Origin of the sequence: Pelomonas aquatica (genome assembly GCF_026712205.1) — a bacterium.
GTDB lineage: Bacteria > Pseudomonadota > Gammaproteobacteria > Burkholderiales > Burkholderiaceae_C > Pelomonas > Pelomonas aquatica.
Window position 1 is genome coordinate 67,141 of record NZ_JAPPUW010000001.1, and the last position, 21,869, is coordinate 89,009.

Consider the following 21,869-nt stretch of genomic DNA (forward strand, 5'->3'; position numbering starts at 1 on the left):
AAGACGCCACCTGCTCTCTCTCGCCGCACTGCCGCTGGCCGCGCAGGCCGCGACCGTCCGCACCCGCGTGGACACGCCGCTCGGCCCCTTCGCCATCGAGGTCGATACCGCCGTCGCGCCCATCACGGTCGCCAACTACCCGGCCTATATGGACCGAGGCCTGCTGGAAAGGGCCTGCGCCACCGCGACGGCACGGTCTCGATGGCGCGCGGCGCGCCCGGCACGGCGGCGGCCGAGTTCTTCGTCTGCATCGGCGACCAGCCCGAGCTGGACTACGGCGGCCATCGCAACCCCGACGGCCAGGGCTTCGCCGCCTTCGGTCGCGTCGTGCAGGGCATGGAGGTCGTGCGCGCGCTGCACGCGCGGGCCGGCGCCAAGCAGTGGCTGAGAACACCCATCGCGATAGGTCCCGTGCAACGCAGCTGAACCACTTTATTGGTGCGATGCACAATCACCGCATCCAAACGGAGGTGCGGCGATGCGGCGGGTCGTGTTCAACCAGAAGGGCGGCGTGGGCAAGTCCACGATCACGAGCAATCTCGCGGCGATTGCCGCGGCCGCGGGCCAGCGCGTGCTCGTCATCGACCTGGACTGCCAGGCCAACACGACGCGCTATCTGCTCGGCGACGCGGCGGACGAGGAGCACGCCGGCTCGGCCGCCTTCTTCGCGCAGACGCTGAAGTTCAGCGTGCGCGAGGTGGACACCGGCGAGTTCGTCGTCCCGAGCGCCTGGGAGAACCTGGACGTGATGCCGGCCTCGGCCGAGCTGGACGAGCTGCACGGCAAGCTGGAGAGCCGCTACAAGATCTACAAGCTGCGCAATGCGCTGCAGCTGCTGGACGACCAGTACGACGAGATCTGGATCGACACGCCGCCGGCGCTGAACTTCTACACGCGCTCGGCGCTGATTGCGGCCCAGGGCTGCCTGATCCCCTTCGACTGCGACGACTTCTCGCGCCGCGCGCTCTACGGGCTGCTGGAGGCGGTCGAGGAGATCCGCGCCGACCATGCGCCCGAGCTGAGCGTGGAGGGCATCGTCGTCAACCAGTTCCAGGCCCGCGCGACGCTGCCGCAGCGCGTCGTGCAGGAGCTGCTGGACGAGGGCCTGCCGGTGCTGCAGCCCTTCCTGTCCAGCAGCGTCAAGGTGAAGGAGTCGCACGAGCTGAGCCGGCCCATGATCCACCTGGACGCGCGCCACAAGCTGACGCAGGAGATGCTGGCGCTGTACGAGTCGCTCGGCTGAGCTTGTATTCCGGGCCGAGCGCCGGGCCGCTCCCAAGCCGGCCCGCGCCGGCGATGTGCTCGACGGTCGAGCCGTCGAGCATCGCCGCCCCCGCGGGGGCGGACCAGCGTACCCGCTGGGCCGGGGGCTCCGTGCTCAGGGCCGCGGCAGCGTGAGGCGCACGCGCAGGCCGGGGCCGGCGTGCGCGTCCAGCAGCTCCAGCCGGCCGCCGTGGCGGCTGGCGATGTCGGCCGCGATGGCCAGGCCCAGGCCGCTGCCGATGCCGACGGCGCTGCTGCCGCGCCGGAAGCGCTGCGTCGCCGCCGCGCGCTCGGCCGGCGGGATGCCCGGGCCGTTGTCCTCCACCTCCAGCCACGGCCCTGCGGCGTCGCTGCCGCAGCGCACCGTGATGCGGGCGTCGGGGCCGGCGTAGTTGACGGCGTTGTGGATCAGGTTCTCGAGCAGCTCGCGCAGCAGGAAGGCATGGCCCAGGGCCGGCGCGTCGGCCAGCTCGAAGCCCAGGTCCACGCCGCTGGGCAGCGCGCGATGGGCCCAGTCCTGGCCGCTCTCGGTGGCGATGTCGCGCAGGTTCAGCGCGGCGCCGACGTCGACGCTGCGGTCCTCGGCGCGCGCCAGCGACAGCAGCTGCTGGGCCAGCCGCGCGCTGCGCTGCACGCGCTGGCGCAGCCGGGCCAGCAGCGGGTCCAGGCGCTGGTCGTGAGGCTCCAGCAGGGCCAGCTCGATCTCGGTCTGCAGCGAGGTCAGCGGCGTGCGCAGCTGGTGGGCCGCATCGGCCAGGAATTCGCGCTGCGTCTCGGCCGCGCTCGCCAGGCGCTCGAACAGGCGATTGAAGGCGGACTGCAGCGGCACCAGCTCGCGCGGCATGCGGGCCGACAGCGGCGTCAGCCGGTGCAGGTCGCGGTGCTCCAGCTCGGCGCTGAGCTCGGTCAGCGGCGACAGGCCCTGGCGGATGGTCCACCAGGCGGCCAGCGCCAGCAGCAGGGTCAGGCCGGCGCCGTTCAGCGCGACCAGGCCGCCGATCTCGCTCTGCAGCGCGTCGCGCTTGTGCAGGGTCTCGGCCACCAGCACCTGGCAGACGCCCGCGCCGCAGTCCTGGCCGAGCTGGGCCAGGCGCAGCTCACGCCCGCGCAGCCGGACTTCGCCGTAATAGGTGCCGCCCACGGGCTGCGCGGCCGGGCGCGGCTGCAGTTCGGCCAGACCGGCGTCGCCCTGCAACACCTCGCCGTGCGGGCCGAGCACGAGGTAGAAGACGTCGTCCTGGCGGTCGAAGCGCAGCGCGCGGTCCATCGTCGCGCTGATGTCGATGCGCGGTTCGCCGCCGCGGACGTCGATCTGGCCCGCCAGCGTCAGCGCCGTGTCTTCCAGGGCCTCGTCCAGCCAGGTCTGTGCGCTGTGCTGGACCTGCTCGTAGAGGGCGAGGCCCAGCAGCGGCAGGCCCACCAGCAGCGGCAGTATCAGGCCGACGAACAGCCGGCGCTGCAGGCTGGCACGCACGCGGCCGCTCAATGCCTCGGCCACTCAGCCGATTTCCTCGAGCAGATAGCCCAGGCCGCGCACGGTGCGCAGCTGCACGCCGCCGGGCTCGATCTTGGCGCGCAGGCGCGACAGGCAGACCTCGATGGCGTTGTCGCTGACACCCTGGTCCCAGGCATTGCTGGCCAGCGCGATGTGCTCCTTGGGCACGACCTTGCCGGCGCGCGCCATCAGGAAGCCCAGCACGTCCCACTCGCGCGCCGACAAGGCCAGCGGCTCCTCGTCGATGTAGGCGCGGCGCGCCTCCTGGTCGATGCGCAGGCGGGCCAGCTGCAGCTGGTTGCTGGTGCGCGCCTGGCTGCGGCGCACCAGCGCGCGGGCGCGGGCGACCAGCTCGGTCAGCGCGAAGGGCTTGACGAGGTAGTCGTCGGCGCCGCCCTCCAGGCCGCGCACGCGGTCTTCCACCGCGTCGCGGGCGGTCAGGATCAAGGTGGGCACCGACAGGCCGTCGGCGCGCACGCGGCGCAGCGTCTCGAAGCCGTCGATGCCGGCCAGGCCGATGTCGAGGATGAGCAGGTCGTAGGCGTCCTCGCGCAGCGAGCGCGGCACCGGCTCGCCGCGCGCCGTGCAGTCCACCACCCAGCCCTGGGAGCGCAACGCGCGGGCGGTGGTTTCGACGAGTTGTTCGTCGTCTTCGACGAGCAGGATGCGCATGGTGGGAAGTATGGCGCCGGGTGGGCCGGGGTGCTGACATGGGGCTGTCACATAGTCAGCTCACGGCAAGGCTTGAGTCATGCGTACGACGGCCCTGGCTCGGACACTGTCGGCTATGGAATCGTTAGAAGAGAGCCGCCCGGCGGTGCTATTGTTTCACGGCCTGTGCGCCAACCCGATGGAGCTCGCCCCGGTCGCCAAGTCGCTGCGCGAGGTCGGCTACGTCGTCGAAACGCCGGCCATGGCCGGCTACGGCGTCAGCAGCGCCACCGGCGAGCAGCTGCCCGTGCCGCCCTTCGAGCACTGGCTGGCCGAGGCCGAGGCCGCCTTCGACCGGCTGGCCGCCAAGCACGGCCGCGTGGCCATCGGCGGCCTGTGCATGGGTGCCGTGCTGGCCCTGGCCCTGGCCGCGCGCCGCCCGGCCGCGGCCCTGGTGCTGATCTCGACGACCCTGCATTTCGACGGCTGGAACGTCTCGCCCTGGCGCCGCCTGCTGCCGCTGGCCTATCTGCCGATGTTCCGCCGCCGCATGAGCTTCAAGGAGACGGCCCCCTTCGGCCTGAAGAACGAGCGCCTGCGCGCCTGGGTCGAGCAGGCGATGGCCTCCAACCGCGTCTCGGCCGTCGGCGCCGCGCGGCTGTCGGCCGCGTCGCTGTACGAGGCCACGCGGCTGATCCGCCATGTGCGCGGCCGCCTCGCCGGCCTGAGCGCCCCCGCCGTCGTGCTGCATGCCACCGAGGACGACGTCTCCGGCCCGCGCAGCGTGCGCGAACTGCAGGGCCGCCTCGGCCAGGCGCCCGAGGTGCACTGGTTCCACGACAGCTACCACATGCTGACGCTCGACAACGAGCGCATCGCCGTGGCCCGCACCGTGCGCGACTTCCTGCTGCGCCGCCACCCGCTGGCCACGCTCAGCCCCACTTCTGCATTCGGAGATTTCCATGAGCAACACGCTTGACCAACTCTGCAGCATCGCCCAGCGCGAACTCGGCGCCGAGGCGCTGAACGACAAGGTCGACACGCCCTTCTCCGAGCTCGGCATGGACTCCCTCGGCCTGGTCGACTTCATGTTCACCGTGGAAGACCATTTCCACGTCAGCATCGAGCACGACCGCGCGCTGCAGAACCCGACGCTGACCGGCCTGGCCGCGCTGGTGGACGAACTGCTCGCGGCCAAGGCCGAACCGACCGCCGCCGCGGCCTGATGACCCGGGTCTGGATCACCGGACTGGGTGCCGTCAGCGCGCTGGGCCAGGGGGCCGACGCGCTGGCCGACGCGCTGCTGGCCGGCCGCTCCGGCGTCGCCGCCCAGCCGGGCAGCGAGGAGCATGCGCTGCGGCCCTATGCCGCCGCCGCCGTGACGGTGCCGCTGGCCGCAGGCATGCCGCCGGCCCAGCGCAACCTCTACGACCGCCACGGCCTGCTGGCCCTGGAGGCCGCCGCCGAGGCCTGGGCGCAGGCCGGCCTGCCGGCCACCGCGACCGAGCCCGACCGCGCCGCCGTCGCCTGGGGCACGGGCCTGGGCGGCTCGACGTCGATGGAGCTCTCCTACACGCAGATGTTCACGGCCCGCCCGCCGCGGGTGCACCCCTACACGGTCGTGCGCGTGATGGCCAACTCGGCCGCCTCCCACCTGGCCATGCGCCACCAGCTGCGCGCGGCCCAGCTGGCCGTGTCCAACGCCTGCGCGTCGTCGGCCCAGGCCATCGGCGAGGCGCTGTGGCTGCTGCGCAATGGCCGCGCCGACATCGCCCTGGTCGGCGGCTCCGAGGCCATGCTGCACATCGGCAGCGCGCTGGGCTGGCAGGCCATGGGCGTGATGGCGCCGCTGGACGCCGAGGCCCCCGAGCAGAGCTGCCGCCCCTTCGACGACGCCCGCAAGGGCCTGGTGCTGGGCGAAGGCGCCGCGGCCCTGGTCATCGAGACCGAGGCCCATGCCCGCGCGCGCGGCGCCGCGCCGCTGGCCATCCTGGCCGGCTACGGCCACAGCGTCGACGCCGTGCACCTGTCGCGCCCCGACGCGGCCGGCCAGGCGCGCGCGATGGCGGCCGCGCTGCGCGACGCCGGCCTGGCGCCGGCCGACATCGGCTACATCAATGCCCACGGCACGGCCACCGAGGTCGGCGACGCGGTCGAGGCCGAGTCCATCGGCGCGGTGTTCGGCACGCGCGCCGTGCCGGTGTCGGCCACCAAGGCGCTGCATGGCCACCTGATCGGTGCCGGCGGCGCGCTGGAGCTGGTCGCCACCGTGCAGGCCCTGCGCCGCCAGGCGCTGCCGCCCAGCGCCCACGTGCGCAGCAGCCAGCTGAACGAACAGGTCGATATCGTCACCGGCAGCGCCCGCGCAGCGACGCTGCGCGCGGCGATGTCCAACTCCTTCGCCTTTGGCGGCAGCAACGTGGCATTAGTCACCACGCTGGCCTGAGTCGGCGTCAGCGGCGGCTGGCTATGCTGGCCGCCCCGTGACTCCCTGCTCCGCCATGCGACTGCTGCCCCGCCACGCCGCCCTCCTCCTCGCCCTGCCCCTGCTCGCCGCGGCCGCGCCGACGGCAGCACCGCTCGCTCCCGTGCGCGAGGCCGAGGGCGTGCGCGAGTACCGCCTGCCCAACGGCCTGCAGGTGCTGCTGATTCCCGACGCCACCAAGCCCACCGTCACGGTCAACGTGACCTACCGCGTCGGCAGCCGCCACGAAGGCAACGGCGAGACCGGCATGGCGCATCTGCTCGAACACCTGATGTTCAAGACGACGCAGCGCTTTGCCAATGTCGGCGCGGAGCTGTCCAAGCGCGGCATGCAGTTCAACGGCACGACCAACGCCGACCGCACCAACTACTTCGAGACCTTCCCGGCAGACCCGGCCCAGCTGGGCTGGGCGCTGGCGATGGAGGCCGACCGCATGACCGGCGCCAAGGTGCTGAGGAGCGACCTCGACACCGAGATGACCGTCGTGCGCAACGAGATGGAGGCCGGCGAGAACAACGCGCTCAACATCCTCGTGCAGCGCACCCAGGCCGCCGCCTACCAATGGCACCCCTATGGCCGCAGCACCATCGGCGCGCGTTCCGACGTCGAACATGTCGCCATCCCCAGCCTGCAGGCCTTCTACAAGCGCAACTACCAGCCCGACAACGCGACGCTGGTCGTCGCCGGCGCCTTCGACCCGCAGCGCACGCTGGCCGAGGTGCAGCGCCTGTTCGGCGCCCTGCCCCGGCCGACGCGCGTGCTGCCGCCCACCTACACGGTCGAGCCCGTGCAGGAGGGCGAGCGCCTCGTCACGCTGCGCCGCCCGAGCGGCATGCAGGGCGTGCTGGCGAGCTACCACGTCCCGCCGCTGGCCAGCCCCGACTTCGCGGCCTTCGAGGTCGCCGTCACGGCACTGGCCGACACGCCCAGCGGGCGCCTGCACAAGCGCGCCGTCGAGCCCGGCCTCGCGGCCCAGGCCTTCGGCTGGCCCGGCCGCAACACCGAGCCCGGCCTGCTCAACCTCGGCCTCGTGCTGAAGTCGGACAACGACGTCGACCGCGCCCAGCAGCTGCTGGTCGACACCGTCGAGAGCCTCGCCAAGGAGCCCATCACCGCCGAGGAGCTGCAGCGCGCCCAGGCGCAATGGGCCAAGAACTTCGACGAGCTGATGGCCAACCCGCAGAACCTGTGCGTGGCGCTGTCCGAGGCCATCGCCGCCGGTGACTGGCGCCTGCTGTTCCAGCTGCGCAACCGCGTCGAATCGACCACCGTCGACGGCGTCAACACGACGCTGCGCCAGTGGCTGCTGCCCAGCAACCGCACGCTGGGCCGCCTGTACGCGACGGCCGCCCCCGAACGCAGCCCGCTGGCCCTGCCCATCGCCGCGGCCGACGCGCTGAAGGACTTCGTGCCCAAGGCCGCCCTGGCTGCCGGCGAAGCCTTCGACACCAGCCCGGCCAACTTCGACCGCCGCACCGAGCGCTATCAGCTTGCCAACGGCCTGCGCGTGGCCCTGGTGCCCAAGCGCTCACGCGGCGAAACCGTGGAACTGGCGCTGAACCTGCACTACGGCAACGTGGACAGCCTGCGCGGCAAGCGCCCCGAGGCCGCCCTCGTCGGCGAGGCCCTGGCCCTGGGCTCCAGGCAGCACACGCGGGCCCAGATCGCCGACGGCTTCGACAAGCTCAAGACCCGCTTCTCCGCCGGCAGCAGCCCCACCGGCGACGCCCATGTCTCGCTGAGCAGCCACCGCCCGCAGCTGCAGCAAGCCCTCGCGCTGATGGCCGAGGTGCTGCGCGAGCCGAGCTTCCCCGCGGCCGAGGTCGAGCAGGCCGTGCGCCAGCAGGTGGCCCGGATCGAGGAGGCCGCCCAGCAGCCCCAGGCCGTGGCCTCGCATGCGCTGGAACAGGCGCTCAGCGCCGCCTACCCCGCCGACGACCCGCGCCACCGGGGCAGCTTCGCCGAGGGCATTGCCGCGCTGAAGGCCCTGACGCCGGAACGCCTGCAGGCCTTCCACCGCGAGTTCTGGGGCGCCGCCCACGGCGAGCTGGTGCTGGTGGGCGACTTCGACGCCGCCGAGGTCAAGCCGCAGATCGAACGCCTGTTCGGCGGCTTGAGCGCGGCCCAGGCCTATGTGCGCGTGCCCCAGCCCCTGCCGGCCGTGCAGGGCCTGAAGCTCAGCGAGACGCTGAAGGACAAGGCCAACGCGATGGTCTTCGGCGCATTGCTGCTGCCGGTGAACGACGACCACCCCGACTACGCCGCGCTGCGCATCGCCGCCCATGTGCTGGGTGCCAGCGGCTTCGACTCGCGGCTGCTGACCCGGCTGCGCCAGAAGGAGGGTGTCTCCTACGGTGCCGGTGCCTGGCTGAACGCGTCCAGCTTCGAGCCCAATGCCCGCCTCGGCATGGCCGCCATCTTCGCGCCCGAGAACCGGGGCCGCGTCGAGGCCGCGCTGAACGACGAGCTGGCCCGCTTCGTCCGTGAAGGCATCACCCAGGCCGAGCTCGACACCGCCAAGCGCGCGATGAAGGCCCAGAGCGACACCTGGCGCAGCGACGACGGCGCCGTGGCCGGCGCCATCGCCGGCCACCTGGAGCGCGCTCGCCAGTTCAAGTGGAACGCCGAACTGGACGCGCGCGGCGAGGCATTGACTCTGGCGGAGGTGAACGCGGCCATCAAGCGCTGGATCGACCCGACCAAGGCCAATTGGTCGTGGGCGGGGGATTTCGACAAGCCGCAGGCTGCGAAGTGAGGCACTGGCGGCGGCCTCAGGCGCCGCTGCCGAACTCCTTCAACCATTGCCGCAGCTTCTTGCGCCCGTCGCTGTTCGTGCCGCGGTAGGTCTTCAGCGCCAGCGCGAGGAACTGCTGCTCGGCCGGCGTCAGACCTGCGGGCTCGCGTTCCTCGTCGATCCAGCCGGCGGGCTTGTCGCAGTGATGCTCGATCTGGCGCGCCAGCTTGTCGCCGATGGCCTTCCCTTCGGGTTGCGCGAGCTGGTGGACGTGGCGCACACGCTCAAGCAGGTGGTCTGCGTGAAGGGTTGACGGGGCGAAAACCCGCCCTCGAGCGGCATTTGACGCAAGTCGGGCGCCCCTTTCTTCCTTTCGACGCTAGGCTCCCGGCCATGCGCTATCTGGATTTCGAACTCAGCGAAGGCAGCGACGGCGTCACGACGCTGGATGCGATGGCCGCCACGCCGGCCGGCCGGCATGCCGAGGTGCTGGCGGAGGCGCAGGCCGTGCTGGCCTGGTGCCGGCGCGAGTTCCCGCACACCCAGGGCCCCGTCGACGAGGGCCTGGACTGGGACCACGACCTCCACGTCGGACTGGAGGACGGCGGCTGGCACACGGTGTCGCTGACGCTGACCGGCTCGCCGCGCTTCGTCGAGGCCTTCCTGGCCGCCTTCGGCACACCCCCGGGCTGATCCGCGCTGGCGACTTCATCGGCGGGCACTACCATCGGCGGTTCGTCTGGGGCCGCCTATGAAACTGCTCGTCAAATTCAATCTCGTCTACGTCCTCGTGATGGCGCTGGGCATCGGCCTGAGCGGCTATATCGCCCGCCAGCTGCTGCAGGACAACGCGAAGCAGGAAACCGTCGCCAGTGCGCAGATGCTGATGGAGAAGGCACTGGCCGTGCGCAGCTACACCAACACGCAGATCAAGCCGCTGCTGGCCGCGCAGATGGCCGACAAATTCCTGCCGCAGACGGTGCCCAGCTACTCCGCCACCGAGGTGCTGGGCACGCTGCTGGCCAAGCACCCCGAGTTCGCCTACAAGGAGGCGACGCTCAATCCCACCAACCCGCGCGACCGCGCCACCAGCTGGGAGGTCGACATCGTCGGCCAGTTCCGCAGCGATGCCGAGCTGAAGGAGGCCGTCGGCACGCGCGACACGCCGGCCGGCCCCTCGCTCTACATTTCCCGGCCGCTGCGCATCACCGACCCCGCCTGCCTGGCCTGCCACAGCAGCGTGGACGCCGCCCCCGCCACCATGGTGGCCAAGTACGGCCCGGCCAACGGCTTCGGCTGGAACCTGAACGAGGTCATCGGCGCCCAGATCGTCTCCGTGCCGCTGGGCGTGCCGCTGCAGCGCGCCGACCAGACCTTCAAGGTCTTCATCACGTCGCTGGTGGGCGTGTTCGTCGCGGTCGGCATCGTGCTCAACCTGATGGTGTGGCTGCTGGTCGTGCGCCCGGTCACGCGGCTGTCGGCCCTGGCCGACCGCGTCAGCCAGGGCGACCTGGATGCGCCCGAGTTCAAGGCCGGCGGCCGCGACGAGATCGCCACGCTGTCCGACTCCTTCTCCCGCATGCGCGCCAGCGTCGTGCAGGCGATGAAATTGCTGGACGCGTAATTCGACGGCATGGGCGACACCAAGCATCCCGCGCAGCTCGGCAAGTACCGCATCACCGCGGTGCTGGGCGAGGGCGCGATGGGCGTGGTCTACAAGGGCTTCGACCCCGACATCCAGCGCACCGTCGCGCTGAAGACCATCCGCGCCCAGCTCGACACCGATGACGCCAGCCCCGGGGCGCCGGCCTCGCGCTTTCGCAACGAGGCCCAGGCCGCCGGCCGGCTGATGCACCCGGGCATCGTCGCCGTCTACGACTTCGGCCGCGACCAGCAGATCGCCTACATCGCGATGGAATACGTCGAGGGCCGCTCGCTGGCGAGCTACCTCAGCTCCAAGGTCCGCTTCACCGACACCGACATCCCCGGCATCATGAGCCAGCTGCTCGACGCGCTGGACCATGCACACAGCAAGGGTGTCTGGCACCGCGACATCAAGCCCGCCAACATCATCATGATGGCCAACGGCCGGCTGAAGGTGGCCGACTTCGGCATCGCGCGCATCGAGAGCACCCACCTCACGCAGACGCACTACATGGTCGGCACGCCCAGCCACATGGCGCCCGAGCAGTTCCTCGGCAAGCCCATGGACCGGCGCGTCGACATCTACGGCGCCGGCGTCGTGCTCTACCAGCTGCTGACCGGCCGCGCGCCGTTCGCGGGCACGACCGAGGCGCTGATGTACAAGGTCGTCAACGAGCTGCCGCCGCCGCCTTCCACCGTCGAGGGTGCCAGCCGCCCCGGCTGGTACGACGCCGTCATCGCCCGCGCGCTGGCCAAGCGCGCCGAGGATCGTTACCCCGATGCCGAGGCCTTCCTGCGCGCCCTCTTCGACGGTGCCGGCCAGAACATCGACGACACGGGCTGGGAGAAGACGCTGATGATGGCGCCGCCGCGCCCCGCGAGCCCGCCGCTGTCGCCGCCCACCTTCGCGCCGCCTTCGATGGGCAGCCCCTCGGCCGGCACGCCGCTGCCCGCGCACTGGGACAAGGCCCAGCTGACGCAGGCCGAGCTGACGCTGGCCAAGCATGTCGGCCCGCTCGCCAGCGTCCTCGTGCGCCGCGCCGCGCGCGAATGCGCTGACATCAACGAGCTCTACGCCAGGCTGGCCGAACAGGTCACCGACCCGCGCGCCCGCGATGCCTTCCTCGGCCAGGCCAGCCTCGTCACCGGCGGCAGCGTGCGCACGGCGGGCGGCAGCAGCGGCACGCCGTCCGCCGCGGCCTCCAAGGGTGCAGCCGGCTCCAAAGGCTCGGCCGGCGCCACCACGCTCGGCGGTCCGCTGAACGACGCCGTCATCGACAAGGCCCAGGCCCTGCTGGCCCAGCATGTCGGTCCCATCGCCAAGGTGCTGGTCAAGCGCGCCGCGGCCGGCATCGACAGCCGGGCGGTGTTCTTCAACCGGCTGGCGGAGGCGGTGAGCGACCCCAAGGCCCGCGAGAAGCTGCTGGACGAACTCGCGCGGCTGCGCTGAGCCGTCAGCCCCGGCGCGCGAACGCCAGCACCTTCAGGGCCCGCTCCTCGGACACATCGGCGAACGCCGCCGGGTTCGCCACCCGCTCCACGAACGCCAGCTCCGGCGCGTTCTCCGCGACAACGCCGCGCAGGAAGTCCAGCCCCAGCTCCGGCGCATTCAGGCACAGCAGCGCCTGCCCACCCGGCGCCAGCAGTGCCGGCAGCCGCCTGGCCAGCCGCGCGTAGTCCTTGGTCGCGACGAAGCTGCCCTTCTGGAAGCTGGGCGGGTCGCAGATGACGAGGTCGCAGGGGCCGCCGCGGGTCAGCTTGCCCCAGGAGTTGAAGATGTCGTGGGCCAGGAACTTGGCGCCCGCCTTCACACCGTTCAGCTCATGGTTGCTGCGGCCCGTGGCCAGCGCGCCTGACGCCATGTCCACGTTGACCACCTCGCTGGCCCCGGCCTGCAGCGCGACGACCGAGAAGGCGCAGCTGTAGGCGAACAGGTTCAGCACCTTGGCGCCGGGCTGCACATGCTCGCGCACCCAGCGTCGGCCCTCGGCCATGTCGAGGAAAAGGCCGTGGTTCTGGCCGCGCAGCAGGTGCACGAGATAGCGCGTGCCGGCCTCGGTGACGACGTGGGGTTCGGGCACGGCGCCGGCCATAGCCCGCGTCTCGGCACCGGCGCCGCGGCATTGGTAGACCCAGTTCAGCGGCTCGCCTTCGGGCGCGATGTCGCGCCAGCGCGCGGCCAGCGCCGCGCCGACGGCGGCGAGGGCTTCGTCCGGCAGCGGCTGGAAGCTGGTGAGCAGCAGCACCGGCGGGTAGGCGTCCAGCGCGAGATGCTCGCAGCCGGGGAGCAGGCCGCCGCGGCCGTGGAAGAGGCGCCTGGCCTCGGTGGGGAAGGCCATCGCGGCGATGGCGTCGAACAGGGCTTGCATGAGGCGGGATTCTCAAGTCCAGAATGCCGCTCATGGACTTCCAGCTCATCCTCGACGAGATCGACGCCGAACTGCGCCCGCGCCTGAGTGCCGTGGAGGGCAAGGTCGCGAGCTATATCCCGGCGCTGGCGCGCGTGTCGCCGGCCCGCTTCGGCATCGCGCTGCGCACCTGCGCGGGCGAGACGGCCCAGGCCGGCGACAGCGCCGTGCCCTTCTCCATCCAGAGCATGTCCAAGGTGTTCTCGCTGACGCTGGCCATCCGCGCGCTCGGCGAGGCGCTGTGGGAGCGCATCGGCCGCGAGCCCTCGGGCAGCCCTTTCAACTCGCTGGTGCAGCTGGAGTCGGAGCGCGGCATCCCGCGCAACCCCTTCATCAATGCCGGCGCCATCGCGGTGGCGGACCGGCTCGTGTCGCAGGGCGACGCCAAGGCCGAGCTGCTGGCCCTGCTGGGCCGGCTGTGCGGCGAGCCCATCGCCATCGACGCCGAGGTCGCGCGCTCCGAGGCCGACACGGGTTTCCGCAACACGGCGCTGGCCAATTTCATGAAGGGCTTCGGCACGCTGGACAACGACGTGGCCACCGTGCTGGACGTCTACTTCAACCAGTGCGCCATCGCGATGAGCTGCGAGCAGGTCGCCTGCGCGGCCGGCTATCTGTGCCGCGACGGCCGCCACCCGCTGGCCGGCACGCCGGTGCTCAACGCCGCGCAGACCCGGCGCGTCAATGCGCTGATGCTGACCTGCGGCACCTACGACGCGGCCGGCGAGTTCGCCTTCCGCATCGGCCTGCCCTGCAAGAGCGGCGTGGGCGGCGGCATCATGGCCGTGGTGCCGGACCGGCTCACGCTGTGCGTCTGGTCGCCCGCGCTGGACCGCACCGGCAACTCCTGGCTGGGCCGGCAGGCGCTGGAGCTGTTCGTCGCGAAGACCGGGCTGTCGGTGTTTTAGAACCTGTTCAAGGTCTCGACGACCAGGCCCGGCGTCAGGATCTGCGGCAGCACCTGGGCCTCGGCCGCGCCGGGCGCGTAGTAGAGGTAGAGCGGCACGCCGGAGCGGCCATGGGCCTTGAGCACGGCGGTGATGGTCGGGTCCTCGCGGGTCCAGTCGCCCTTCAGGTAGACGACGCCGGCCTTGGCGAAGGCGTCCTTCACCTCGGGGCGCGACAGCGCCACGCGCTCGTTGACGAGGCAGGAGATGCACCAGGCCGCCGTCAGGTTGACGAACACCGGCTTGTTCTGCGCGCGCAGTTCGGCCAGGCGCTCGGGGCTGAAGGCCTCGATGCTGGCCTCACCCGCCGCATGGGTTTCGGCCGCCACCGGCTTGATCCAGCTCGTCGCGCCCAGCGCCAGCACGACGCTGATGACGGCCGCGCCCGTGCCGACGGCGCTTGCGCCGCTGCGGTGGCGCCACCACAGGCCGAAAGCCATCAGCACCAGACCGCCCAGCGCCAGCGCAACGCCGTCCGGCCCGGCCTGCTGGGCCAGCACCCACAGCAGCCAGACGACGGCCGCAAACATCGGGAAGGCCAGGGCCTGCTTGAAGGTATCCATCCACGCGCCCGGGCGCGGCAGCCAGCGCTGCGCGGCCGGCCAGAAGGCCAGCACGAGGAAAGGCAGGGCCAGGCCCAGGCCCAGCGCGAGGAACACGGCCACCATCACCGCGGCCGGCTGGGCCAGCGCGAAGGCCAGCGCCGCGCCCATGAAGGGCGCCGTGCAGGGCGTGGCGACCACGGCCGCCAGCACGCCGGTGAAGAAGCTGCCGGCCAGCCCGTTGCGCGCGGCCAGCCCGGAGCCCAGGCCGGTGAAGCTGCCGCCGATCTCGAACAGGCCCGACAGGTTCAGGCCCACCAGGAAGAGCAGATAGGCCACGACCAGCACGAAGACCGGCGAGTGGAACTGGAAGCCCCAGCCGACCTGCTGGCCACCGGCGCGCAACGCGATCAGCACGCCGGCCAGCGCGACGAAGCTGAGCAGCACGCCGGCCGTATAGGCCAGGCCCTCGGCGCGATGGTTGCCCTTGTTCACGAGGGCCAGGGCCTTGATGGACAGCACCGGGAAGACGCAGGGCATCAGGTTCAGGATCAGGCCACCGACCAGGGCCAGGGCCAGCGCGGGCAACAGGCCGAGGTCGCTGTCGGGCGCAGTGGCGGGCGCTGCGGCCCCGGTGGCGGCGGGCGCGTTCAGGTCGGCCGGGCCGGGGCCCTTGCCGGCGCCTTCGGGCATGGGCGCGGAGACTTCCCAGGCCTGCTCGCCGGCGGCCGTCGTCAGCACGAGGACGCCGCCCAGCGGCTTGCCGGCCGCCAGCGGCTCGTCGCCGGCCGGCAGCTCCAGCGCCCAGCCGCCGCCCTCCGGCTTGAGGGGCTGGGGCGCGCTGTGCGCCACGGCGCCCCAGGTCTCGGCAAAGAAATAGGCCTTGGTGACGCCGGCGGTCGGGCCGCCGAGCCGCACGCCCTGGGCCGCGGGCTTCAGGGTCATGGCGAAGGGCGCGGGCCTGGGGATGGCGCCGCGCCACTCCTCGATCTGCGCGGCGTCGGGGCCGGCCTTGGCCTCGGCCGCCACCGGCAAATCCAACCCAAGGCTGACCTGCTCGGGGATGCAGACGTCCTTGCAGACCAGCCATTTCACGTCGGCGGCCGGCCTGAAGCGGCTGCCGGGCCTGGCGTCGGTCGGCACGGTCAGCTCGACGAGCAGGGCCGCGCGGCCCTCGTAGCCGTAGTTGACGATGGGGCCGATGGCCTGGATGGACGGCGTCGGCCACTGCAGCGGGCCGGCCTGGGCGCCGCTCCAGTCCAGGGTCGTGGCCTGGCCGGAGTCGCCCGGGTTCTTCCAGTAGGTGTGCCAGTGCGGCCTGATGTCCTGCTCCAGCGCGACCGTGAAGCGCTGCCCCGGCGCGACCGCGGCCTGGCTGGACACCAGGCGGGCCTGGACATGCTCGGTCGCGGCCTGGGGCGGCGCGGCCAGGGCCATCAGCGGAGCGGCCAGCAGGGCCGGGAAAAGGGGGCGCAGGAACGAAAGCATTCTGAAATCCTAGGCCAAAGCCATTTCACCGCGTTTAGTCACCCCGTCTCGACAGGCCCGCGCGGACGAATTCGTCGAAGGCCGCCCACAGCGGATCGAAGCGTTCAGGGATGCCCTCCAGCAGCGCCAGCGCATGCAGGCCGGCCTCCAGCGTGGACAGCTGGCCGGGCCGGTGGGCGCGGCGGATGGCGTAGCGACTGGGCTGGGGCGGCAGGCTCAGGCGCGGCAGCGCGGCCAGCCAGGGGTTGGCGGCCAGCAGCCGGCGGCTCTGGCGCCAGCTGCCGTCGAGCAGGATCAGGCGGCTGACATCGGCGGGCGGCGGGCCGGCGCCGGGGTAGAGCAGCGCCGTGCCGGGCCCGGCCAGCGCCGTATCGAAGACCTCGCCGCGCAGCAGCCGGGCCGCGGGACTCAGGCCCAGGGTCAGGAAGGCCGCCGTGTTCTTCGCATGCCCGGCCTCGGCCGGGTGCTGCAGCACGACCAGCCCGGTGCGCACCGCCACGGGCGGCGGCAGCGTCGCGCACAGGCAGGTGGCGGCCGGCCGCTCGCAGCGCGGGCAGACCGCGCGAGGCATCAGAGCTTGAGAGTTTTTCGGCCGTGCCCGAAAGGCGCGTCAAAACGCCGCCGATCTAGGCGCAAAGCACAGCCATAGCTCGGGCTATGGCGAGCATTTGCAACGACGAGCGGGGGTGTTTTGGCGTGCAAGGCGGGCATGGCTGAAAGACTCTCAAGCTCTCAGCTCGGCTGCGGCGGGACCGAGTGCGGCGCCTGGGTGGACTCGGCAGCGTCCATGCCGGCCGCGGCCGGCGGCTCGCCTTCGCCGTGACGGCGGAGCGAGCGCGTGCCGGGCAGGCCCAACTGGCGCCTTCTGGCCCAGCGCCCGGCCAGCCAGATGCCGGCCAAGACGCCGAAGATGTTCAATGCGCCGAACAACGGCGCCGCGCCGGACGACAGCAGCATGGTCTGCAGCGGCGCCGAATAGGCACGTGGCCTCAGTGCGAAGCTGAAGGCCCCGAAGATCAGCCAGCCGGCCCAGGCCACGCCCACGCCCGACATCATCCAGGCGACATAGGGCCGGTGGCGGCGGCGCGTCGGGCGCAGCGTCAGAAAGGCCCAGAAAGTCGCGAGCAGGAAGAGCAGCAGCATGATGGCCAGCGCCTCGCCGAGCATGACGGGCAGGCTGCCGCGCCCGCCCAGCGCCGTGTAGACCTGGCGCGGCAGCCCGATGGCGGCGTACTTCATCGCGGCGCCCGCGCCGAAGCAGTAGAGCAGGAGTCCCGAGACGAAGGCAATGGAACGGCGGGCAGCTTTCATGGGGGCGCATTCTCGGTGAGCCGCGCGCCGGGCCGGGCCGAGATTTCCCGACGGGCAAAACGAAGCCCGCGGTCCGGGGGGACGGCGGGCTTTGGGGGATGGCTTGTCACTCATGCCATCCGGCCTGCATGCCGGATGGCCTTCGCCGGGCGTCGCGCAGTGCGAAGGCACTGCGCTCTTGGGGGCTCATGGCGACCGGCCTGCATGCCGGTCGCCCTTCGTGAGGCGTCGCCCAGTGCGCAGGCACTGGGCTCGGTCCTCACTCAGCGCTTGCGGTCGAAGCGCAGGGCGCGGGCGAGGCCGCGGCGTTCGCCGCTGTAGAAACCGGTGTCGAAGGCTTCGTGCTTGCGGCCCTTGTCGACGGATTCCTCGGCGCCCCAGGCCAGGCCCATCTCGGGCGCGGGGATGCGGCGGTGCTGCGATTCGGTGCGGGGCTGGATCTTCATCATGGCTGTCTTGCCTGTCTCGCGGCCCGAAAGCGGCGCGATTGGGTGGCACAACGCCGGCCCGGCAACGGCGGTTGACAGGCCACTCACATTTCTTTGCATGTCGATTTATCGACAATGCCGGCTCTACGAATTCCAGGATTCCACGCCATGAGCGTCCAGCTGAAGAAATCCCTGCCGGCCAAGGCCGTGCCCATCACCGTCGTCGACCGCGCCGCCTTCCAGGCGCTGGCGCCCGGCCTGCCGGAGGCGACCCGGCAGTGGCTGGCCACGGTCGGCTTCGTCGGCGCCGCGGACAGCCATGCGCTGCTGCCGGGCGCGGACGGCCAGCTGGCCGGCGTCTTCGCCGGCGTGGCCCACGCCGCCCACCCCTTCGCGCTGAGCCATCTGCCGCTGGCCCTGCCGGAAGGCGTCTACAAGCTCGACGACGCCGGCCTGGCTCTGCACCACGAGGCGGCGGCGCTGTCCTGGGAGCTGGGCGGCTACCGCTTCGATCTCTACAAGCCGGCCAAGCGCGCGCCGGCCACGCTGGCGCTCAAGGCCGGCGCGGGCGCCGAGCGCGGCCTCGCGCTGGCCACGGCCATCGCGGCCACGCGCGACCTCGTCAACACGCCGGCCGAGCACATGGGCCCGGCCGAGCTGGCCGGCGCCGCCAAGGCCCTGGCCAGGCAATACGGCGCCCGCTTCAAGGAGGTCGTCGGCGACGCGCTGCTGAAGCAGAATTTCCCGAGCATCCACGCGGTCGGCCGCGCGAGCACGCGCTCACCTCGCCTGATCGAGCTGAACTGGGGCAACCCCAAGCACCCCAAGCTGGCCCTGGTCGGCAAGGGCGTCTGCTTCGACAGCGGCGGCCTGGACATCAAGAGCGCCGACGGCATGCGCCAGATGAAGAAGGACATGGGCGGCGCGGCCAATGCGCTGGGCCTGGCCGGTCTCATCATGGCCTTCAAGCTGCCGGTGCAACTGCAGCTGCTGATCCCGGCGGTGGAGAACGCGATCTCCGGCAACGCCTACCGGCCCGGCGACGTCATCAAGACGCGCAAGGGCCTGCACATCGAGATCGGCAATACCGACGCCGAGGGCCGCGTCGTCCTGTGCGACGCGCTGGCCTATGCGGCCGAGGGCCGGCCGGACCTCGTCATCGACCTGGCCACGCTGACCGGCGCGGCCCGCGTGGCGCTGGGCGCCCAGCTGCCGGCGCTGTTCGCCAAGCACATGGACACGGCGCGCGACCTCGTCGACCTGGGCCTGAAGCTGGACGACCCGCTGTGGCATATGCCGCTGTGGGCGCCCTACCACGCCGGCATCGAGAGCTCGATAGCCGACATCGTCAACACCGGCAAGAGCGCGCTGGCCGGCGCGATCAACGCCGCGCTGTTCCTGGAAGACTTCCTGCCGGCCCAGCAGGACTGGCTGCACGTCGATCTGTTCGCCTGGAACGACACGGCCCGGCCGGGGCGTCCGGTGGGCGGCGAGGCGCAGACCCTCCGCACGCTGCTGACCTACCTGGAGCAGCGCTACGCGGCGGCCTGAGAGCTTGAGAGTCTTTCACCCATGCCCGCCTTGCACGCCAAAACGCCCCCGCTCGTCGTTGCAAATGCTCGCCATAGCCCGAGCTATGGCTGTGCTTTGCGCCTAGATCGGGGGCGTTTTGACGCGCCTTTCGGGCACGGCCGAAAAACTCTCAACCTCTGATTACTCGGCCGGATCCTGGGCCGGCGGCTGATCGGCGGCCGGCTCGGCCTTGGCGGCACGGGTGGCGGCCTGCAGGGCCTGGGCCATCTGGGACATCTGGGCCTGGGCGGGCTGCTCGACCTGCTGGGGCGCGGGCTTGCGGCCCGGCTGCGGCGGGCGGCCGCCTTCGCCGCGCGGCTGGTCGCGCCGGCCGTCTGCGCGCTGCTCGGGGCGACGCGGGCCGCGGCCCTCGGGCCGGCCGCCACCGGGGCGGCGGTCATCGCGGCGGTCCTCCCGACGCGCGTCTCGCGGCGGGGCCGGCGGCGCCTCGGCGCGCTCCTTGCGCGCGATCTCCAGCAGGCCTGGCAGCTCCTCGGGCACGACGCCCTTGAGCACGCAGAAGTTGGCCTCGGTCAGCGTCGTGCGCTCGAAGTCCCACAGCAGCTGGGCGCGATTGCGGCGCTGCTGCGCTTCCAGCTGGTGGCGCTCCTGCTCGGCCTGCTCGCGCTCCTGGCGCGCGCCGCGGCGGCGGGCCAGCTCTTCGCGGGCCGCGCCGAGGTGTTCCTCGCTGATCTCGCCGGCCGGGTTGCCGTCCAGGTCGAAGCGGGTCCGGCCTTGAGTCAGCGCGATCAGATAGCCGGTGCTGCCGGTGTGGCGGCGCAGGAAGGCGCTGAGCTGGGCCTTGCTGAACTTGCCGGGGGCGCGCTCCTGGATGTCGGCCTGGATGCGCAGCTTGACGGGCTTGGGCTTGCCCGTGAACAGGGCGGGAAACAGCGCCTTCAGCTCCGCCGTCGCGTCGCGCACGGGCGCCGGCTCAACAGGAGCGGCGGGCGCGGCGGGCGCGGGAGCGGGGGTGTCGTCGGCCGGGGCGGCGGTTTCGGGAAGATCGGAATTCATGAACGGGGCCTGAAAACAGGGTGCGGATTGTCGTTCACGCCACCCGCCCGCCCAAGCCCAGGGCCGAACCGCCTGCAAAGGCTCAGCCGCCGAGGCCTCCGAACACCTTCTTCAGGATGGCGCTGCCGGTGCCGACCGGGTCCTGGCGGATCTTCTTCTCCTCCTCGCCGAGGATCCGGTAGAGCCCGTCCAGCGCGCGGGCCGTGACGTACTGCTGGATGTTGGCGTCCTCGCCGCCGACGAGGCCGAAGCCCGAGGCCTTCTTGGCCACCGCGTTGTACTTGTCGGCCAGCGCGACCTTCTCGGTCGCCTGGGTCACGATGGGCAGGAACTGCCGGCCCAGCGGCTCGCGCGTCTTGCCGGCGAAGAACTGCGTGACCGAGTCGTCGCCGCCCTTCAGGATCTTCAGCCCGTCCTCGACGCTCATGTCCTTCACGGCCTTGACCAGCAGCGGCCTGGCGGCCGGCACGGCGGCCTCGGCGGCGCGGTTCATCGCGGTGACGAGTTCGTCCAGCCTGCCGCCCTGGCCGGTGGCGCGCAGCAGCCGGGCGGCGTCCTTCAGGTGGCCGGGCAGCTCGATCTTCACGAGTGGGTTGCCGAGGAATCCATCGGGCCGGCCGAGCAGGGCCACGGCCGAATTGGCGCCGCGCTCCAGCGCCGTGCGGATGCCGGCATTGGCGTCGCCCTCGGTCAGGCCCAGCGCCCAGGCGGGGCGCAGCAGCAGCAGGGCGGGGGCACTGGCGATGACGAGGCGGCGTTGCATGGCGGGCTCCAGGGGGCGGGGCCGCCATCTTCCCACCGTCCGCGCCGTTCAGGCGGCGTGCTGCAGGCTGCGCTTGTGGTGGTACATGCGCTGGTCGGCCAGCTCGATGAGGCGCGCCACGTCGGCCCCATCCTCGGGGAAGCAGGCCGCGCCCATGCTGGCGCCCACCTGCAGCAGGCGGTCTTCGAACTCGAAGCTGCCGTTCAGGTCGCGGGCCAGCCGCCGCATCGTCGCGTCCAGGCCGCCGTTGGCCGCCACGGGCCGCAGCAGCACGCCGAACTCGTCGCCGCCCAGGCGCGCGGCCGTGTCGGACTGGCGAACGCCTCCCGCCAGGCGGCGCGCGAACTCCAGCAGCGCCGCATCGCCGGCGCGGTGGCCATGATGGTCGTTGATCGGCTTGAGCCCATTCATGTCGAGCATCATGACCGCCAGCGGCTGGCTGTCGCGCACGGCCTGGGCCAGGGAGGCGTGCAGGCGGTCGAGGAAAAGGGCGCGATTGGGCAGGTCGGTCAGGCTGTCGTGGGTGGCCTTGTGGAAGAGCTCGCCCGGCGTGTAGCGGGTCGCGAAATACATGGCCGACGCGACGAGCTCGGAGATCAGCCCCAGCAGCGACACATGCTTGTCGTTGAACTGGCCGGGGCGCCGGGACATCGCCTTCAGCACGCCGACCGTCACGCCGTGGTGGCGCAGCGGCACGACGACCAGCGCGCGCAACCCCAGGCGCTCGCAGGCCGCACGGTCGGCCCGCGCGTCGCTCAGCGCGTCGTCGCAACGCAGCGCCTGCCCCTGGGCGACGCACAGGCCCGACAGGCTGCTGCTGCGCTTGAGCCTCAAGCCCAGGCTGCCCTCGGCCATGCCGGTGGCTGCGCGATAGACCATGTCTTCGCCCTCAATCATTTCGACCACGGCGCCGTCGGCCTCCACCAGGTCCAGGGTGCGCCTGGCCACCAGATCGAGCAGGCGGCTCAGATCGAGGTCAAGCCCCAGACTGGCCACTTCGGTCTGCATCGCGATGACCTCAAGCAGTTTTTCCCTGCTCGGCATCCGTCCCTCCTCGATGTCGCCTGCATGCGACGGCGCGCCCTTTGTGGCCCGAGCGCTGCGTTGTCTCCCGGATCAAC

Annotated in this window: 22 protein-coding genes; 11 read left to right on the forward strand and 11 right to left on the reverse strand. The window is 71.9% G+C overall.

Annotated elements, in window-relative coordinates; translation table 11 throughout:
- Positions 1–174 precede the first annotated feature (174 nt).
- Together NYP07_RS00335 and NYP07_RS00340 are read left to right on the forward strand one after the other, a co-directional pair.
- Positions 175–426 (forward strand): peptidylprolyl isomerase, encoded by a 252-nt coding sequence (locus NYP07_RS00335; protein WP_268146945.1) that lies wholly within the window; start codon positions 175–177, stop codon positions 424–426.
- A gap of 52 nt (positions 427–478) precedes the next feature.
- On the forward strand, positions 479–1,243 hold the full coding sequence (locus NYP07_RS00340) for a ParA family protein (RefSeq protein ID WP_268146165.1): 765 nt from the start codon (positions 479–481) through the stop codon (positions 1,241–1,243).
- A gap of 135 nt (positions 1,244–1,378) precedes the next feature.
- On the opposite strand, the gene NYP07_RS00345 is transcribed toward NYP07_RS00340, so the two are convergent.
- Both NYP07_RS00345 and NYP07_RS00350 read right to left on the reverse strand, forming a co-directional pair.
- Positions 1,379–2,761 (reverse strand): sensor histidine kinase, encoded by a 1,383-nt coding sequence (locus tag NYP07_RS00345; RefSeq protein ID WP_268146167.1) that lies wholly within the window; start codon positions 2,759–2,761, stop codon positions 1,379–1,381.
- Positions 2,762–3,430 carry a response regulator gene (locus NYP07_RS00350; RefSeq protein ID WP_268146169.1) on the reverse strand — a complete coding sequence of 223 codons (669 nt, stop codon included), beginning with the start codon at positions 3,428–3,430 and terminating at the stop codon, positions 2,762–2,764.
- A 115-nt stretch (positions 3,431–3,545) separates the two neighbouring features.
- On the opposite strand from NYP07_RS00350, the gene NYP07_RS00355 reads away from it, so the two are divergent.
- The 4 genes from NYP07_RS00355 to NYP07_RS00370 are packed head-to-tail and all read left to right on the forward strand — an operon-like array spanning position 3,546 to position 8,649.
- Positions 3,546–4,388: an alpha/beta hydrolase gene (locus NYP07_RS00355; RefSeq protein ID WP_268146171.1), complete on the forward strand. Its 843-nt coding sequence runs from the start codon at positions 3,546–3,548 to the stop codon at positions 4,386–4,388.
- On the forward strand, positions 4,372–4,635 hold the full coding sequence (locus NYP07_RS00360; RefSeq protein WP_268146173.1) for an acyl carrier protein: 264 nt from the start codon (positions 4,372–4,374) through the stop codon (positions 4,633–4,635). The genes NYP07_RS00355 and NYP07_RS00360 overlap by 17 nt, the downstream gene beginning before the upstream one ends.
- Positions 4,635–5,855: a beta-ketoacyl-[acyl-carrier-protein] synthase family protein gene (locus tag NYP07_RS00365; RefSeq protein WP_268146175.1), complete on the forward strand. Its 1,221-nt coding sequence runs from the start codon at positions 4,635–4,637 to the stop codon at positions 5,853–5,855. Before NYP07_RS00360 ends, NYP07_RS00365 begins: the two co-directional genes overlap by 1 nt.
- A 55-nt stretch (positions 5,856–5,910) precedes the next feature.
- The gene (locus tag NYP07_RS00370; RefSeq protein WP_268146177.1) at positions 5,911–8,649 is read left to right on the forward strand and encodes a M16 family metallopeptidase; all 2,739 of its coding nucleotides are present in this window, start codon (positions 5,911–5,913) and stop codon (positions 8,647–8,649) included.
- A 16-nt stretch (positions 8,650–8,665) separates the two neighbouring features.
- Here the strand turns inward: NYP07_RS00370 and NYP07_RS00375 are convergent, their stop codons facing one another.
- Entirely contained in the window at positions 8,666–8,908 is a 243-nt protein-coding gene (locus tag NYP07_RS00375; protein WP_268146179.1) for a hypothetical protein, read from the reverse strand.
- 113 nt (positions 8,909–9,021) lie between these two features.
- Between NYP07_RS00375 and NYP07_RS00380 the strand changes: the two genes are divergently transcribed.
- Genes NYP07_RS00380 through NYP07_RS00390 form a run of 3 tightly spaced genes read left to right on the forward strand, consistent with a single transcriptional unit; the run spans position 9,022 to position 11,722 of the window.
- Complete coding sequence (locus tag NYP07_RS00380; protein ID WP_268146181.1) at positions 9,022–9,321, forward strand: hypothetical protein; 300 nt, start codon at positions 9,022–9,024, stop codon at positions 9,319–9,321.
- A 58-nt stretch (positions 9,322–9,379) separates the two neighbouring features.
- Complete coding sequence (locus tag NYP07_RS00385; RefSeq protein ID WP_268146183.1) at positions 9,380–10,252, forward strand: Tll0287-like domain-containing protein; 873 nt, start codon at positions 9,380–9,382, stop codon at positions 10,250–10,252.
- Between the two features lie 9 nt (positions 10,253–10,261).
- A complete protein-coding gene (locus tag NYP07_RS00390; protein ID WP_268146185.1) occupies positions 10,262–11,722 on the forward strand; it encodes a serine/threonine-protein kinase in 1,461 nt (486 codons plus the stop codon).
- A gap of 4 nt (positions 11,723–11,726) precedes the next feature.
- Here the strand turns inward: NYP07_RS00390 and NYP07_RS00395 are convergent, their stop codons facing one another.
- On the reverse strand, positions 11,727–12,641 hold the full coding sequence (locus NYP07_RS00395) for a class I SAM-dependent methyltransferase (protein ID WP_268146187.1): 915 nt from the start codon (positions 12,639–12,641) through the stop codon (positions 11,727–11,729).
- Positions 12,642–12,664: 23 nt separating this feature from the next.
- Between NYP07_RS00395 and NYP07_RS00400 the strand changes: the two genes are divergently transcribed.
- The gene (locus NYP07_RS00400; RefSeq protein WP_268146189.1) at positions 12,665–13,588 is read left to right on the forward strand and encodes a glutaminase; all 924 of its coding nucleotides are present in this window, start codon (positions 12,665–12,667) and stop codon (positions 13,586–13,588) included.
- On the opposite strand, the gene NYP07_RS00405 is transcribed toward NYP07_RS00400, so the two are convergent.
- The 4 genes from NYP07_RS00405 to NYP07_RS00420 all read right to left on the reverse strand — a co-directional run bounded on the left by NYP07_RS00405 (position 13,585) and on the right by NYP07_RS00420 (position 17,414).
- Positions 13,585–15,657 carry a protein-disulfide reductase DsbD family protein gene (locus tag NYP07_RS00405; RefSeq protein ID WP_268146191.1) on the reverse strand — a complete coding sequence of 691 codons (2,073 nt, stop codon included), beginning with the start codon at positions 15,655–15,657 and terminating at the stop codon, positions 13,585–13,587. The two genes, NYP07_RS00400 and NYP07_RS00405, sit on opposite strands and share 4 nt — an antisense overlap.
- A 34-nt stretch (positions 15,658–15,691) precedes the next feature.
- Positions 15,692–16,228 (reverse strand): tRNA-uridine aminocarboxypropyltransferase, encoded by a 537-nt coding sequence (locus NYP07_RS00410; protein WP_268146193.1) that lies wholly within the window; start codon positions 16,226–16,228, stop codon positions 15,692–15,694.
- 161 nt (positions 16,229–16,389) lie between these two features.
- Positions 16,390–16,968 (reverse strand): hypothetical protein, encoded by a 579-nt coding sequence (locus NYP07_RS00415; protein ID WP_268146195.1) that lies wholly within the window; start codon positions 16,966–16,968, stop codon positions 16,390–16,392.
- Positions 16,969–17,231: 263 nt separating this feature from the next.
- Positions 17,232–17,414, reverse strand: a complete 183-nt coding sequence (locus NYP07_RS00420; protein ID WP_268146197.1) for a hypothetical protein — start codon at positions 17,412–17,414, stop codon at positions 17,232–17,234.
- Positions 17,415–17,564: 150 nt separating this feature from the next.
- On the opposite strand from NYP07_RS00420, the gene NYP07_RS00425 reads away from it, so the two are divergent.
- A complete protein-coding gene (locus tag NYP07_RS00425) occupies positions 17,565–18,947 on the forward strand; it encodes a leucyl aminopeptidase family protein (RefSeq protein ID WP_268146199.1) in 1,383 nt (460 codons plus the stop codon).
- A gap of 162 nt (positions 18,948–19,109) precedes the next feature.
- Here NYP07_RS00425 and NYP07_RS00430 read toward each other — a convergent pair whose 3' ends face one another.
- The 3 genes from NYP07_RS00430 to NYP07_RS00440 form a co-directional block, all read right to left on the reverse strand.
- Entirely contained in the window at positions 19,110–19,985 is an 876-nt protein-coding gene (locus tag NYP07_RS00430) for a ProQ/FinO family protein (RefSeq protein WP_268146201.1), read from the reverse strand.
- Between the two features lie 82 nt (positions 19,986–20,067).
- Positions 20,068–20,748, reverse strand: coding sequence for a DUF4197 domain-containing protein (locus tag NYP07_RS00435; RefSeq protein ID WP_268146203.1), 681 nt, complete (start codon positions 20,746–20,748; stop codon positions 20,068–20,070).
- A gap of 48 nt (positions 20,749–20,796) precedes the next feature.
- On the reverse strand, positions 20,797–21,792 hold the full coding sequence (locus tag NYP07_RS00440; RefSeq protein WP_268146205.1) for a sensor domain-containing diguanylate cyclase: 996 nt from the start codon (positions 21,790–21,792) through the stop codon (positions 20,797–20,799).
- Positions 21,793–21,869 lie beyond the last annotated feature (77 nt).